This is a genomic window from Streptomyces rubradiris, from assembly GCF_016860525.1.
Lineage (GTDB): Bacteria > Actinomycetota > Actinomycetes > Streptomycetales > Streptomycetaceae > Streptomyces > Streptomyces rubradiris.
In genome coordinates, this window is the sequence record NZ_BNEA01000008.1 from 9,925 (window position 1) to 26,216 (window position 16,292).

Sequence of the window (16,292 nt, forward strand, 5' to 3'; positions counted from 1 at the left end):
GATCCCGGCCGCCCCGCCGCGACCCTAGCGTTGACCGACGTGAGTACCACTGAGGAAGATCTCATCCGGGCATTGCGCGAGTCGGTCAAGGAAACGGCCAGGCTGAAGCAGCGGAACAGCCAGCTGCTCGCCGCGGCCTCGGAGCCGATAGCGGTGGTCTCCATGGGATGCCGCTTCGCCGGGGGCATCGCCGGGCCGAAGGACTTCTGGCGTGTGGTGTCTGAAGGCGCCGACGTCTACACACCGTTCCCCACCGACCGCGGCTGGGACCTGGCCAACCTCTACGACCCGGACCCGGACACACCCGGTACGACCTACGTCGACCAGGGCGCGTTCCTGCACGACGCCGCCGAGTTCGACGCCCGCTTCTTCGGCATCTCACCCCAAGAGGCGACAGCGATGGACCCGCAGCAGCGGCAGCTTCTCGAGGTCTGCTGGGAGACGATCGAACACGCCGGAATCGACCCGGACAGCCTGCGCGGCACCGCCACCGGCGTCTACGCGGGCATCGTGCACCAGGACTACGCACCCGACATCGCGGGCGCGGAGGGCTTCCTCAGCCTCGAGCGCGCGCTGGGCAGCGCCGGCGGCATCGCCTCCGGCCGGGTCGCCTACTGCCTCGGGCTGGAGGGGCCCGCGGTCACGGTCGACACGATGTGCTCGTCGTCGCTGGTCGCGATCCACCTGGCGAGCCAGGCACTGCGCCGGGGCGAGTGCACGATGGCACTCGCCGGCGGCTCGACCGTGATGGCGACACCGGGCGGCTTCGTCGGATTCGCCCGCCAGCGGGGCCTCGCCCGCGACGGCCGGTGCAAGTCCTTCGCCGCCGCGGCGGACGGCAGCAGCTGGGCCGAGGGCGTCGGCGTGGTACTGCTCGAGCGCCTCTCGGACGCCCAGCGCAACGGGCATCAGGTACTCGCCGTGATCCGCGGCTCCGCGGTCAACCAGGACGGCGCCTCCAACGGCCTCACCGCCCCCAACGGGCCCGCCCAGCAGCGGGTCATCCGCGCCGCGCTTGCCGCCGCCGGGCTGACCGCCGACGAGGTCGACGCCGTCGAGGCGCACGGCACGGGAACCACGCTCGGCGACCCGATCGAAGCGCAGGCGCTGCTGTCGACGTACGGCCGGGGACGCGACCCCGAGCGGCCCCTGCTCCTCGGCTCGGTCAAGTCGGTCCTCGGCCACACCCAGGGCGCCTCGGGCGTCGCGGCGGTGATCAAGACCGTGCTGTCGCTGCGTCACCGGTACCTGCCCGCCACACTGCACGTCGACGCCCCGACCCCGCAGGTCGACTGGTCACCCGGCACGGTCGAACTGCTGACCGAGGGACGCGCGTGGCCCGACACCGGGCGCCCGGCCCGCTCCGGCATCTCCTCCTTCGGCGCCAGCGGAACCAACGTCCACATGATCCTCGAGGAGGTTCCGGCCGAGCCCGTCCCGGCCGGCCGGGACGCCGACGGCGGGGCACTGCCGTTCGTCGTCACCGCCAAGACCGCCACCGCGCTGGCCGGCCTCGGCCGACGGCTCGGGGACACCGTGGACGAGAGCACCGCCCTCGGCGACCTCGCCCACGCGCTGACGACCGGACGCGCGGTGCACAGCCACCGGGCGGTGGTGGTGGCCCGGACCCGGGACGAGCTGCGCGCGGGGCTCGCCCAGGTGGCCGAGGGCCGCACCGGGCCCGCAGTGATCAGCGGGTCGGCCGGCACGAGCGGCCCCGGCAAGGTCGTCTTCGTCTTCCCCGGCCAGGGCACCCAGTGGACCGGCATGGGCCGTCAGCTGCTGGACACCTCGCCGGTCTTCGCCGCCCGGATCGCCGAGTGCCAGCAGGCGTTCGAGCCCTGGGTCGACTGGTCCCTGGTCGACGTCCTGCGCGGCGAGGCTCCCGAGACGCTCGAACGTGTCGACGTCGTACAGCCGGTGTGCTTCGCGATGATGCTCGGCATGGCGGCGGTCTGGGAATCGCTCGGCGTGGTCCCGGACGCGGTCGTCGGCCACTCGCAGGGCGAGATCGCCGCCGCCTGCGTCTCGGGCGCGCTCTCCCTGGCCGACGCCGCCCGAGTGGTGACACTGCGCAGCCAGGCGATCGCCGAGCTGCTGCCCGCCGGGGGCGGAATGGCATCGCTCCAACTGTCCCAGGACGCGGCACGCACCCTGATCGAGCCGTGGGGAGGGCGCCTGCAGACGGCGGCGCTCAACGGCCCCTCGTCCGTGGTGATCGCCGGCGAGGACACCGCGCTGGACGAGCTCGCGGCGCAACTGGCGGACAGCGACATCCGCTTCCGCCGGATTCCGGTCGACTACGCCTCACACAGCCACTACGTGGAGAGTGTGCGATCCGCCCTGCTGGCCGACCTCGCCGCCGTCACCTCCACGGCACCGCGCACACCGTTCTACTCGACGGTCGAGCCCGGCTGGCGCGACGAACAGCCCTTCGACGCCGACTACTGGTACCGCAACCTGCGCCAGCCCGTCCTGTTCGAACCGGCCATCCGCGAGCTGATCACCCACGACCACCGGGTCTTCATCGAGCTCGGCGCCCACCCGGTGCTGCTCCCGTCGATCAGCGAGACCGCGGCCGAGCTGGACGCGGACGTGCTCGCGGTCGGATCGATCCGGCGGGACGAGGACGGACCGGCCCGGCTGGCCGCCTCGGCGGCCGAGGTCTTCGTCCGCGGCACGCCGGTGAACTGGCCGGCCCTGCTGCCCGAGGGCGCCGGAGCGGTACGGGTCGAACTGCCCACCTACCCCTTCGACCACCAGCGCTACTGGATCACCATGCCGACCACGGCGGCGGGCGCCGAGTCGCTGGGCCAGGTGACCAGCGGCCACCCGCTGCTCGGCGCAGTGGTGGAACTCCCGCAGACCAACGGCGTGGTCTGCACCTCCCGGCTGTCCCTGGCGACCCACCCCTGGCTGGCCGGCCACCGCATCCAGGACAACGTACTGGTGCCCGGCACCGCCTACGTCGACCTGGCGATCCAGGTCGGCGACCAGCTCGGCTACGGGGTGCTCGACGAACTGGTGATCGAGGCGCCGCTGGTGCTCGCCGCGGACGCGTCCGTCAGCCTGCAAGTCGCCGTCGGCGCACCGGACGCCACCGGCCGCCGGCGGGTGGAGGTGCACAGCTCCCGCGCCGACGGCGAATGGACCCGGCACGCCGCCGGCCACCTGCAGGCCGACGCGCACGACCAGACGCCGGGCGGCGGCTTCGACTTCGGCCAGTGGCCGCCCCCGGGCGCCGTTCCCGAGCCGGTCGACGACTTCTACGACAGCCTCGCCGAACGCGGGTACCAGTACGGGTCGGCCTTCGCCGGGCTGACCGCCGTGTGGCGGCGCGGTGAGGAGATCTTCGCCGAGGCCGCGCTGCCCGCCGACCACCGGGACGACGTGGACCGGTTCGGCATCCACCCCGCGCTCTTCGACGCCGCCCTGCACGCGAACGCCTTCCACCGGCGCGCGGACGACCGTAACGTCCTGCCGTTCGCCTGGAACGGCGTCCGGCTGCACGCCGGCGGGGCCGTCGCGCTGCGCGTCCGCGTCGCGCCGTGCGGACCGGACGCGCTGTCCTTCGACGCCGCGGACGGCACCGGCGCGCCGGTGCTGTCCATGGAATCACTGGTCTCCCTCCCGATCACGGACGTGAACGGGCAGCCGGGCGGCCGGACGCCGCACTCGCTCTGGCAGGTCGACTGGACGCCGCTGCCCCCGCCGGCGCCGGCGCCGGCCACGGCGCGAAAGCACCAGGCCGTCGTCGAGACCTCGGGCGACGTGGTCCGGCTGGCGCTGGACGACGAACTCGGCGAGCCCCGCCCGGACTTCGCCGTCCTGGACGTCGTACCCGGCGCCGGCGCGCAGACCGAGCCGCTGCCGCTGCTGGGCCGGGTGCTCGAGGTGGTGCAGGCATGGCTGGAGGAACCGGCGCTCGCCCCGGTGCCCCTGGTGGTGGTGACCCGCGGCGCGGTTCCGGCGTCGGGCCCCGTCGCGGACCCGGCGGGTGCCGCGGTCTGGGGGCTGGTGCGGTCGGCACAGGCCGAGCACCCGGACCGGATCCTCCTGGTCGACATGGAGTTGGACGGGGACCGCGACGGGGCGGTCACCGCGGGCCTCGCCAGCGGCGAGGCCCAGGTCGCGGTCCGCGGGGACGCCGTCCTGGCCCCGCGCCTGGGCCGTGCCGCCCTCACCGGGCAACCGGCCGCGGCCGGCTTCACCGACGGCGGCACCGTACTGATCACCGGCGGGACCGGCGTGCTCGGCGCGCTGCTGGCCCGGCATCTGGTGGGCGAGCACGGCGTACGCCGGCTGGTCCTGGCGGGCCGGCGCGGCGCGGACGCCGACGGGATGGCCGAGTTGGTGGCCGAACTGGGTGACCTGGGTGCGTGCGTCGAGGTGGCCGCCTGCGACGTGACCGACCGGGAGGCGCTCACCGCGCTGCTCGCCGCCGTCCCGGCCGAGCACCGGCTGACCGGCGTCATCCACGCGGCCGGGGTGCTGGACGACGCCGTCATCACCGGCCTCGACCCGCACCGCCTGGCCCGGGTGTTCGCACCGAAGGCGGCGGCACTGCGGCTGCTGGACGAACTGACCCGCGACGACCCGCCCGAGGTCTTCGCCGTGTTCTCCTCGGCCGCGAGCGTTTTCGGCTCGGCAGGCCAGGGCAACTACGCGGCCGCGAACGCCTACGCCGAGGCGATCGTGTCCGCACGCGCCGCCGGCGGTCTGCCCGCGGTGGCACTGGCCTGGGGACTGTGGAGCCCGGCGACCGGAATGACCGGCCGGCTGGCCGACGTCGACCGGACCCGGATGAGCCGTGGCGGCGTACGTCCGCTACCGCCCGCCGAAGCGCTGGCCGGCTTCGACGCCGGCATCCGCGCCGGCCTCCCGCTGCTGGTGCCGATCGGTCTCGACCTCGGCGCGGTCCGGGCCGAGGCGGGAGCCAACGGCACCGTTCCGGCTCTCTTCCGCACGCTGGTCCGGCCGCCACGGCCCACCGCGCGGGCGGGCGCCGACGAGCCCAGGGGCGCACTGAGCCGCCGGCTCGCCGGGCTCACCAGCGAGGAGCAGACCGAACTGGTCCTCGCGCTCGTGCGTACAGAGGTCACGACCGTGCTCGGCATCACCGACCTCGATGCCTCCTTCGACGACAGCCGCTTCGGCGAGATCGGGTTCGACTCACTGACCGCGGTCGAACTGCGCAACCGGCTGACCGCGGCGGCCGCGGTCAAGCTCCCCGCCACGCTGATCTTCGACTACCCGACACCACGGCAGCTGGCCGGCCACCTGATCGAGAAGGTGCAGGGGTCCGCCACCGGCGCCGCCGCGCCCGCGCTCCACGCCCCCGGACACACGCTCCCGGCGTCCGACGACCCCGTGGTGATCGTCGGCATGGCGTGCCGCCTGCCGGGCGGGATCACCACACCGGCCGAGTTCTGGGACCTGGTGGCCGAAGGACGGGACGGCATGTCCCCGCTGCCGGCCGACCGCGGCTGGGAGACGGACCGCCTCCTTGGCACCGACCCCGACCAGGCCGGCACCACCTACGCCCGACAGGGCGGCTTCCTGCACGACGCCGGCTACTTCGACGCCGGGCTGTTCGGCATCTCGCCGCGTGAGGCGACCGCCATGGATCCCCAGCAACGGCTGCTCCTCGAAACCACCTGGGAGGCCCTGGAGACGGCCGGCGTCGACCCCTCGTCGCTGCGCGGCGAACCCGTCGGCGTCTACACCGGCATGTCCATCCACGACTACCTCGGCGACCTGACGCGCGTACCGGCTGAGTTCGAGGGCTTCACCACCACGGCGACGGCCGGCAGCGTCGCCTCCGGCCGCGTGTCGTACGTGTTCGGTCTCGAGGGCCCGGCCATGACGGTCGACACCGCGTGCTCGTCCTCCCTGGTGGCGATCCACCTGGCGGCCCAGGCACTGCGCCAGGGCGAGTGCGAGACGGCACTCGCCGGTGGCGTGGCCGTCATGGGCTCCCCCGTCGGCCTGACCGGGTTCTCGCGGGCACGCGGACTCGCCGCCGACGGCCGGTGCAAGGCGTTCGCCGCGGCGGCCGACGGCACCGTGCTCTCCGAGGGCGTCGGCGTCCTGGTGCTGGAACGGCTGTCCACCGCACGGCGCAAGGGACATCGCCCGCTCGCCGTCGTCCGCGGTTCCGCGATCAACCAGGACGGCGCGTCCAACGGCCTCACCGCCCCCAACAGCCTGGCCCAGCAGCGGGTCATCCGGGCCGCTCTCGCCGCCTCGGGCATCGGCCCGGACGAGGTCGACGCGGTGGAGGCACACGGCACCGGCACCACGCTCGGCGACCCCAGCGAGGCACAGGCCCTCATCGCGACCTACGGCCACGGCCGTCCGGCCCAGCGACCGCTGTGGCTCGGCTCGGTGAAGTCCAACCTCGGCCACACACAGGCGGCGGCCGGTGTCACGGCGGTGATCAAGATGGTGGAGGCGATCCGGCACGGGCATCTGCCGCCCACGCTCTTCGTCGACGAACCCACCCCCCACGTCGACTGGTCCGAGGGCGCCGTGAGGCTGCTGACCGAGGGCCGGCCCTGGCCCGACGCCGACCGGCCGCGGCGCGCCGGAATCTCGTCGTTCGGCATCAGCGGCACCAACGCCCACCTGATCCTGGAACAGATCCCCGAACCGGCCGCGCCGGAGGAGGACGGGGACAACGCGCCGGCCGTGCTGCCGTTCGTGCTGTCCGCACAGAGCGCGACGGCACTCGCCGGCCAGGCCGCACAGCTGCGCACCGCCGTCGAGCAGGGGGTGCCGCTTTCCGGTACGGCCCGCACCCTCCTCGCCGGCCGCGCGCTGCTCGCGCACCGGGCGGTCGTCGCCGCGGCCGACCGGGACGCTCTGCTCGCCGGCCTGGACACGGTCGCCGCGGGCGAGGCCGGTCCCGGCACGGCAGTGGGCGCCGCCTTTGCCGGCGCCGGGGCATCCGTGGTGTTCGTCTTCCCCGGCCAGGGGGCGCAGCGGCCCGGAATGGGCCGCGCCCTCTACGACCGGTTCCCGGTCTACGCCGCCGCCTTCGACGACGCGTGCGCCAGGCTCGACGAGCGGCTGGCCGGCGCCGCGGACCGGTCCGTCCGGGACGTGGTCTTCGCCCGGCCGGACAGCCCGGAGGCGGCCGCGCTGGACCAGACCGTCTACACCCAGGCGGCGCTGTTCGCCGTCGAGACCGCACTGTTCCGGCTCGTCGAGTCCTGGGGCGTACGGCCTGCCCTGCTGCTCGGGCACTCGGTGGGCGAGATCGCCGCGGCGCACGCCGCCGGCCTGCTGTCGCTCGACGACGCGGCGACCGTGGTGGCCGCCCGCGGCCGCCTCATGCAGGCCCTGCCCGCCGGGGGAGCGATGGCCGCGGTGGCCGCGACGGAGGAGGAGCTCCGGCCGTTCCTCACCGAGGGCGTCTCCCTCGCCGCGGTGAACGACCCCGCCTCGGCCGTGCTGTCCGGTGACGAGGACGCGGTGGACGCCGCCGTGCGGACACTGCGGGAACAGGGCCGCAAGGTGCACCGGCTGCCGGTGTCCCACGCCTTCCACTCGGCGCGGATGGACCCGATGCTCGCCGAGTTCCGGACCGCGATCGCGGACGTGGTCTGGCGTCCGGCCCGGATTGCGGTGGTCGCCCACGACGGAGCCGACCTCACCGACCCCGACCACTGGGTCGACCACGTCCGGCGCACCGTGCGCTTCGCCGACGGCGTGCGCACCGCACTGGACCGGGGCGGGCGGCTGTTCGTCGAACTGGGGCCGGGGGCCGGCCTGTCCGCGCCGATCCTGGAGACGGCGGCACGGTCCGGGTACGAACCGGTGTGCGTTCCCGCGCTGCGGGACGGACAGGCCGAACCCGACACCATGATCAGCTCGATGGCCGCGCTGTTCGTGCGGGGAGTGCCGATGGACTGGCATCCGCTCGTCCCCGCGGACGCCCCGGATGTGCTGCTGCCGACGTACGCGTTCGACCGACGGCACTACTGGCTGCCCCCGGCGCCCGGTGCGGCGAACGCGGCCGACCTGGGCCAGAGCCGGGTCGAGCACCCGCTGCTGTCGGCGATCGTGCCCGTCCCGGACACCGGCGGCCTGATCGGCACGGCCCGGCTGGCGCTCACGACCCACCCCTGGCTCGCCGCGCACAGGCTGCACGAGGTGGAGACCCTGCCGGCCGCCGCACTCGTCGACCTCGCCGTGCGGGTGGGCGACGAACTCGGTTACGGCGTACTGGGAAACCTGACGCTGGAGACCCCGCTGACGATCCCCGCGGAGACGACCGTCCGGCTGGAGATCGTGGTCGGAGCCGACGACGGCGGCAGCCGCCCGTTCACGGTCTACGGCGCCCGCGACAGTGAGGAGAACTGGGTCCGGCATGCCGGCGGCACGCTGGAAGCAGGCGCCGTCACCGACCCCGGGCCGGTGCAGCCGTGGCCGCCGTCCGGCGCCGAGCAGGTCACGAGCGGCCCGGAGACCCCCGAACGCTCGCGGCTGCTCGGGCTGTGGCGCCGCGGCGAGGACACCTTCGTGGAGGTCGCGCTCGCCGACGAGGAGGAGCCCGATACGTTCGGACTCGACCCGGCCCTGCTCGACGCAGTGACCCGGGCGGTCCTCGACCCCGCCTCGGCCGCGACACGATGGGAGTCGGTGGTACTGCACGCCACCGGGGCGCGCCGACTGCGGGCTCACCTCACCCGGCTGGACCACGACCGCTGGAGCCTTCGGGCGACCGACGAAACCGGCAGGGCGGTCCTGTCCGCCCGCTCGGTCCACTCGACGCCGGTCCGCCCCGAGGACGTGGGCGCCCGCCCCCCGCAGGCCATGTACCGCCTGATGTGGCACCCCGTGGCCACCCCGGCGGTTCCGCCCGGCCACCCGGCGGCCGTCAGCGTCACCAGCGCCGAGGACGTGGCCGCGCTCGCCGCCGGACCCGGCCGGCCGACGGCCGCCGTGTACGACGTACCGACCGGCACCTCCCACCCGGCGGCCGTCCTCGCCGACGTTCTCGGCCTGCTCCAGGCCTGGCAGCGCCACGCCCCCGCGGACACCCGGCTGGTCGTGCGGACCGAGGGCGCCGTCGACGGCGGGACCGGCGGCCTGACCGACGCGACCGGTGCCGCCGTGTGGGGCCTGACCCGTGCGGCCCAGGCCGAGATGCCCGGTGTCCTGCTGCTCGACGTGGAGCCGGGCCTCGATACGGCACCGGCCCTCGCCACGGCACTGGCCGTCGACGAACCACAGCTCGCCGCCAGGACCGACGGTTTTAGGGTTCCCCGCCTCGCGGCGGCCGGTGCACCGGCCGCCGAGCCCGCCTCGTGGAACCCGGACGGGACGGTGCTGATCACCGGTGGCACCGGGTCGCTCGGCGCTCTCGTCGCGCTCCACCTGGTGCGCACCCGCGGTGTCCGGCGGTTGCTCCTGGCCAGCAGGCGCGGAGCTGCCGCCGACGGCACCGAGGCACTGGTGGCCGAGCTGTCCGCACAGGGCGCCGAGACGTCCGTGATCAGCTGCGACGTCGCGGACCGGGACGCGGTGGCGGCGATGCTCGCCGCGATCCCGCCGGAGCACCCGCTGACCGCGGTCGTGCACACCGCCGGCGTCCTGGACGACGGGCTGGTCGCCGCGATGACCCCGGCACGCCTGGACGCCGTGTTCGGCCCGAAGGCGGACGCCGCCCGCCACCTGGAGGAGCTGACCCGCGACCACGACCTCGCCGCGTTCGTCACGTTCTCGTCCGCCGCCGGACTGCTCGGCTCGGCCGGCCAGGCCAACTACGCCGCCGCCAACGCCTACCTGGACGGCCTCATGGCGATCCGGCGCGCCAACGGCCGCAACGGCGTGTCACTGTCCTGGGGCCTGTGGGCCCAGGACAGCGGCATCACGCTCCACCTCACCGACGCGGACCGGGCCCGGATGCGCCGCGCCGGCGTGTCGCCACTGCGCCCCGAGGAAGGGCTCATGCTCTTCGACGCGGCCGTGGACAGCGGTGAGGCCCACCTCGTACCGATCAAGCTCGACCTCGCCGCCGCGCGGGCCGAAGCGGCCACCGGCGAACCGGTCCAGCCGCTGCTGCGCGATCTGGTACGCGTCCGCCGCCGGGCGGGCCAGGCGGCGGGCGCCGGTGACCTGGCGGGCTCGCTGGCCAACCGGTCGGTGGCGGAGCAGGAGCGCTCCCTGCTGTCCCTGGTCCGGGCCAGGGCGGCGCTGATCCTGGGATACGCCTCGGCCGAGGACATCGCACCGGACGCGCCGTTCCAGTCCGCCGGGATGGACTCGCTGGGCGCGATCGAGCTGCGCAACCGGCTCAGCGCCGCGGCCGGCTTCGCCATGCCCGCGTCGTTGATCTTCGACTACCCCACGCCGGTGGAACTGGCCCGGTTCCTGCGGGAGCGGCTCACCGACGCAGACACGCCCGCCGCGGCCGGCGCCGCCGTGGCGGCGAGCCCGGCCGATCCGATCGCGGTGGTCGGGATCGGCTGCCGGCTGCCGGGCGGCGTGCGGGGCCCGGACGGGCTCTGGGACCTGCTGACCGCACGCGGCGAGGGCCGGTCGGCGGTGCCGACCGACCGCGGCTGGGACCTGTCCACCATCCCGGTGGAGGCGGGCGGCTTCCTGACGGACGCGGCCGAGTTCGACGCCGGCTTCTTCGGCATCTCCCCACGCGAGGCGACGGCCATGGACCCCCAGCAGCGGCTGCTGCTCGAGGTCGTGTGGGAGGCATTCGAGGACGCGGGGCTCGACCCGGCCGCCCATCGAGGTTCCGACGTCGGCGTCTTCGTAGGCGTGATGGGCGAGGGCTACGGGATGAACGGCGGTGATCCGCAGACCGACGGCCTGCGGGTCACCGGCGGCGCCCTCTCGGTGGCGTCCGGCCGCGTGTCCTACACGTACGGCTTCACCGGGCCGGCGATCTCGGTCGACACGGCGTGCTCCTCCTCCCTCGTCGCGATGCATCTGGCCATGCAGGCCCTGCGCAACGGCGAGTGCTCGCTCGCCGTGGTCGGCGGTGTGACGGTCATGGCGACGCCCAACGCGTACCTCGAGTTCGCCAAGGCCGGCGGGCTCGCGGCCGACGGGCGGTGCAAGGCCTACTCCGCGTCGGCGGACGGGACCAGCTGGTCGGAGGGCGTCGGCGTGGTGCTGCTGCAGCGACTGCCGGACGCCGAGGCCCAGGGCAGCACGGTGGGCGCCGTGATCCGGGGCTCGGCGGTCAACCAGGACGGCGCCTCGAACGGCCTGACCGCCCCGAACGGGCTCGCGCAGCAGCGGGTCATCCAGCGGGCCCTCGCGGCCGCCGGGCTCGCGCCGTCCGACGTGGACGTCGTCGAGGGACACGGCACGGGCACCCGGCTGGGCGACCCGATCGAGGCGCAAGCACTCCAGGCCACCTACGGAAGGCGCGGGACGGCGCAGCCGCTGTGGCTGGGGTCGGTGAAGAGCAACATCGGCCACACCCAAGCGGCGGCCGGTGTGGCGGGCGTGATCAAGATGGTGCTGGCGTTGCGCCACCAGACGCTGCCGGCGACCTTGCACGCGGACATGCCGAGCACCGAGGTCGACTGGTCCGGTGACACCGTCCGGCTGCTGACCGTGGCCAGGCCGTGGCCGGCCCGCCCGGACCGGCCACGCCGCGCCGGAGTGTCCGCTTTCGGGGCCAGCGGCACCAACGCACACGTCATCCTCGAAGAGCCGCCCCGGCGGGGCACCGCGAGCGGACCGGCCGAGTCCGGCGGGGGAGGCATCCTGCCGTTCACCGTGTCGGCGGGCGACCCAGGCCGGCTCGCCGCGGCCGCGACCCGGCTGGCCGACACCGTGGAGAACCGGCGGCCACCGCTGCCCGACCTGGCCGCCGCGCTCGCGTTCGGCCGGACGAAGCACCGGGAACGGGCCACCGTACTCGCGGCCGACCACGCCGAACTGGCCCGGCGGCTGCGGAGCCTGGCCGCCGGCGAGACCGAGCCGGACGTCATCACCGGACGGGCCGGGCCGGGCACCGGCGCGGTGTTCGTCTTCCCCGGCCAGGGCGGCGGATGGGCCGGCATGGGCCGTGAACTGATGGCCGAGTCGGCGGAGTTCCGGGAATGGGTGCACCGGTGCCAGGAACTGCTCGACACCTACGACTGCGACTGGACACTGGAGGAAGCGCTCGGCGGCGCCGACGACCTCTCCCGGACCGACGTGGTCCAGCCCGCCGCGTTCGTGATGATGACCGGGCTGGCGCAGCTGTGGGCCAGGGCCGGTGTCACGCCCGACGTGGTGATCGGGTCGTCGCAAGGTGAGCTCGCCGCGGCATGCGTGGCCGGGCTCCTCTCGCTGGACGACGCGCTGCGGATCTGCGTGGTGCGCTCCCGGCTGGCCGCGGCACTGCCACCCACCGGCGGAATGCTCGTCCTGGGCGTCGGCCGCACGCGGGCGCAGGAGCTGCTGTCGGCGTACGGGGGCAGGCTCGAACTGGCCGCGGTCAACGGACCCGCGATGGTCGGCGTCTCCGGTGAGGCCGACGCCATCGAGCACCTCGCGGCCTTCGCCGCCGAGCAGGAGATCTGGTTCCGCAGACTGCGGGCGGACTACGCCTCCCACTCCTTCCTCGTGGACGAGCTGGAACGCCCGATGCTGGCCCAGCTCGACGGCGTCGGCGAGCGCCCCGCACACGGACTCGTCGGCTCGTGCCGGTTCTACTCCACGGTCGAGAGCCGGTGGATCGGCCCGGACGAGGTACTCGACGCGGGCTACTGGTTCCGCAACCTGCGCCGGCCGGTCGAGCTGGAAGGGGCCGTCCGCGAGGTGACCACCGAGATGCGGGCCGTCATCGAGGTGTCCCCGCATCCGGGCCTGGTCTCGTCGATCCTCGACGTCATCGCCGACACCGGCCGGCCGGTCGGGGTGATCGGCACGCTCCGCCGTGACCAGGGCGGCCCGCGCCAGGTGCTGACCGCGCTGGCCGAGGCGTTCGCGATCGGGCTGCCGGTCGACTGGTCGGCGGTTGTCCCCGGCGACGGGCCGGCCTGGCGTGAGCTCTGCCGCGACCTGCCCACCCATCCCTTCGACCATCGCCGGTACTGGCTGCGTGGCGGCACCGTCGCGGCCGCGGACGAAGCGGCCCACCCGCTGCTGACCACCGTGGCGGCACTGCCCGGTTCCGGCGGCGTGCTGGCCGCCGGCCGGCTGTCCGCGAACCACCCGTGGCTCACCGGAGCGGTTCCCGCTTCGACGTGGATCGAGCTGGTCATCCGGGCCGGTGACGAGGTGGACTGCGGCACGGTGGCAGAACTCGATCTGGTCGAACCCCTCCGGCTGGACCGGAGCGATGCGCGGCAGGTCCAGGTCGTGGTCGCCCGCGCGGACCTCACCGGCCGGCGCCCGGTGCAGGTGCGGACCGGCAGTGACCGGTCGGGCTGGACCCTGAACGCGACCGGTGTCCTCTCGCCCGGCCCCGCGGCAGCAGCCCCAGCGGAAACCGGAACCGGCCCGCTGTCCTGGCCGCCGGCCGGCGCCGACCCGGTGACACCCGCCGGCCTGCCCGACTGCGTACGCGGCGTCTGGCGGCGAGGCGAGGAGACCTTCCTGGAAGTGATCCTGCCAAACGAGCTCCGCGAGGAGGCCGACGGCTTCGGCATCCACCCGCTGCTCCTGGACGCCGCGACCCGTGCCACGGGCGAGGCGACCTCATGGCGCGAAGTCGAACTGCACGCGACCGGCGCCGTGTCCGTGCGGGTCGCGCTGCGCCCGGCTGAGGACGGCATCGCACTGACCGCGGTCGACGAGTCCGGCCTGCCGGTGCTCACCGCGGGCCGGATCGCGACGCGGCCGGTGCACGAGCCCCGGCCCAGCGGACCGGGTGACGTGCTGCGGACCGTCTGGTTCCCGCTCGACCACGAGCCCGCTGCCGGCCCGCCGCGGACCGTCGTGGTCGACAGCGACGACGACCTGCTCGATCCCACCGCTCTGGCCGCGGCGGTCGCGGTGCTCGATGTGCTGCCTGGCGAGCCGCCCGCGGCGGCCTGCCGCCGAGCGCTCGCCGTCACACAGGCGTGGCTGGACGAGCCCGAACTGGCCGGCCACCGGCTGGTGGTACGGACCCGGAACGCGGTTTCGGCCGAGCCCGTCGCGGTGCTTGATCCCGCCGCCGCGGCCGTCCGAGGCATGATCGCCGCCATCCAGGCCGAGTACCCGGACCGTTTCGTCCTTGTGGACGTCGAGCCGGGCGCGGATCCGGACGCCGGACTGGGCCCGGTGCTGGCCGCCGACGCCGCACAGGCCGCGGTGCGGGCCGGGCGCGTCCACGTTCCGCGGCTGGTGGCCGTCAACGAAGCCGGACCGGCCGTCCGGCCACTCGACCCCGACGGCACGGTCCTGATCGTGGGCGGCACCGACGGGACCGGATCCCGCGTGGCCCGGCACCTGGCCGCCGACCACGGCGTCCGCCACCTGGTCCTGGCGGACCCACAGGGCGCGGACACCCCCCGATCCGCGGCCCTGGCCGACGAGCTCGCCGCCCTCAGCGCCTCCGTGTCCGTCGTGGCCTGCGACGTGACCGACCGGGACGCGCTGCACCGCCTGCTGTCCGCGATACCGGCGGACCATCCGCTGACCGGCGTGGTCCACGCCGCCGAAACGGCCGACCGCACCCCGCTCGGGGAACTGGACCCGGAACGCCTCGACGCGGTCCTCGGCGCACGCAGCGACTCGCTGCGGCACCTGGCCGAACTCGCCGCGGGCCGGGAACTCGCCCTGTTCGCCGTGGTCACCACGGCGGCCGAACTGACCGGTCCGGCCGACCAGGCGGCCACCGCGGCGGCCGACGGGCTCGCCCGGGCCGCCGCCGCGAGCTGCGGAGCCCGCGTACCGGTGCTTGCGTCCGCGGACGGTCCGGGACTGTCGGCGCTGTCTGCGGCGATCGGCACCGCCGAACAGTTCCCGGTTCCCGGCCGGCCCGATCAGTGGGGCGCGCCCGTGCCCGGCCGGCCGGTCCCGCCGCTGCTGCGCGGGCTGGTCCGGCCGCGGCGGCGGCCCGCCTACCGGGCGGCGGCCGGCGCGGAGAGGGCCGACCGGTGGTCGCAGCTCCTGAGTGCGCAGGCCGGTGCGGACCGGGAGAAGACCGTACTGGACCTGGTGCAGGCGCAGCTGGTTGGGGTCCTTGGACTCGACCCGGAGGAACCGGTCGAGCCCGAGCGCGGCTTCTTCGAGTCCGGCCTGGACTCCGTGATGGCGATCGAACTGGCCCGGCGGCTCAACAGCCACGCCGGCACCGCGCTCACCCCGGCCGGGGTGTTCAACCACCCGACCCCCGCGGCGCTGACCCGACATCTCGTCGAGCTGATCGAGACGGCCGGGCGCCGCGTACCCGTCGCCGTCCCTCACCGGTCACACCGAAGTCAAGCCGGAGGATCCGGGCCCAGGACGGTCAGGTGAGCGCCCGGCCAAGATGCCGGGCGAAGAACCGGACCGCGCTGTCGGTCTCGAACCGGGGCATCTCATGGTGCTTGCCCGCATTGGCGTGCAACGTCTTCTCCTGCGAGGCGAAGGCATCGAACAGCGCGAGGCCGGCCTCGCGCGGGACGTCCTCGTCGTCCCACTGCAGGTCGAACTCGATCGGGACGGTGATCCGCTTCGCCGTCTCCGCCAGGGCATCGGGCCAGTGCAGGCCGAAGACCGCGGCCGTGATCCTGGGCTCGGCCGCCACCAGCGGCACCCCGATCGCGGTGCCCAGGTTGACGCCGAAGTAGCCCACCGGTCCATCGGCGCCGATCTCCGCAAGCTCCTGAAGGGAGTCCAGGGCCGCCCGCCACTCGGGCACGGCCAGCTCCGCCAGATACATGCTGTAGCGCCGGGCATCCGGGCCCTCCGGCCTGCCGGCCGCCTTCGCCTCGGACAGCGCGGCGAGCTCTTGCTCGTCGCGCGCCGTACGCGGCCGGTCGCCGTGACCGGGCGCGTCGATGACGGCGACATGGAACCCGCCGTCGGTCACGAAGCGCCGTGCCCGGCCCGTCATCGCCGGATGCTTCTTGTGGTTGCCCCCTCCGTGGCCCATCAGCACCAGGGGTGCCCGATCGGCGCCGGCGGCCGGCGACCAGAGAACACCGGGGACCTCACCCATGAGGAAATCGCGCTCGACGACGCCGTTCGACGACGACTCGGCGGTGAACCGCAGAGAGTGCATAGGGGTTGCCTTTCGAGAAGGGCCGTTGACCGAGGAGTTGCCGCGATGCCGTGGTCCGCGACCTCTTTGGCACACGCTCCCGCCAAAGGCGCCTGCGGCGACTGCCGCGCCGACGCCTCAGGGCGGCCCGGCG

At 74.7% G+C, this 16,292-nt stretch carries 2 protein-coding genes; one reads left to right on the forward strand and one right to left on the reverse strand.

The window, feature by feature from the left end; translation table 11 throughout:
- Nucleotides 1-39: 39 nt before the first annotated feature.
- Nucleotides 40-15,411, forward strand: coding sequence for a type I polyketide synthase (locus Srubr_RS12225; RefSeq protein WP_189999746.1), 15,372 nt, complete (start codon nt 40-42; stop codon nt 15,409-15,411).
- Here Srubr_RS12225 and Srubr_RS12230 read toward each other — a convergent pair.
- Nucleotides 15,404-16,159, reverse strand: coding sequence for an alpha/beta fold hydrolase (locus Srubr_RS12230; RefSeq protein ID WP_189999745.1), 756 nt, complete (start codon nt 16,157-16,159; stop codon nt 15,404-15,406). The two genes, Srubr_RS12225 and Srubr_RS12230, sit on opposite strands and share 8 nt — an antisense overlap.
- Between the last annotated feature and the right edge of the window lie 133 nt (nt 16,160-16,292).

What these genes read in the sequence shown, in the direction of transcription:
- Srubr_RS12230 (WP_189999745.1), bottom strand. Translation starts at nt 16,159, where the DNA reads ATGCACTCTCTGCGGTTCACCGCCGAGTCGTCGTCGAACGGCGTCGTC.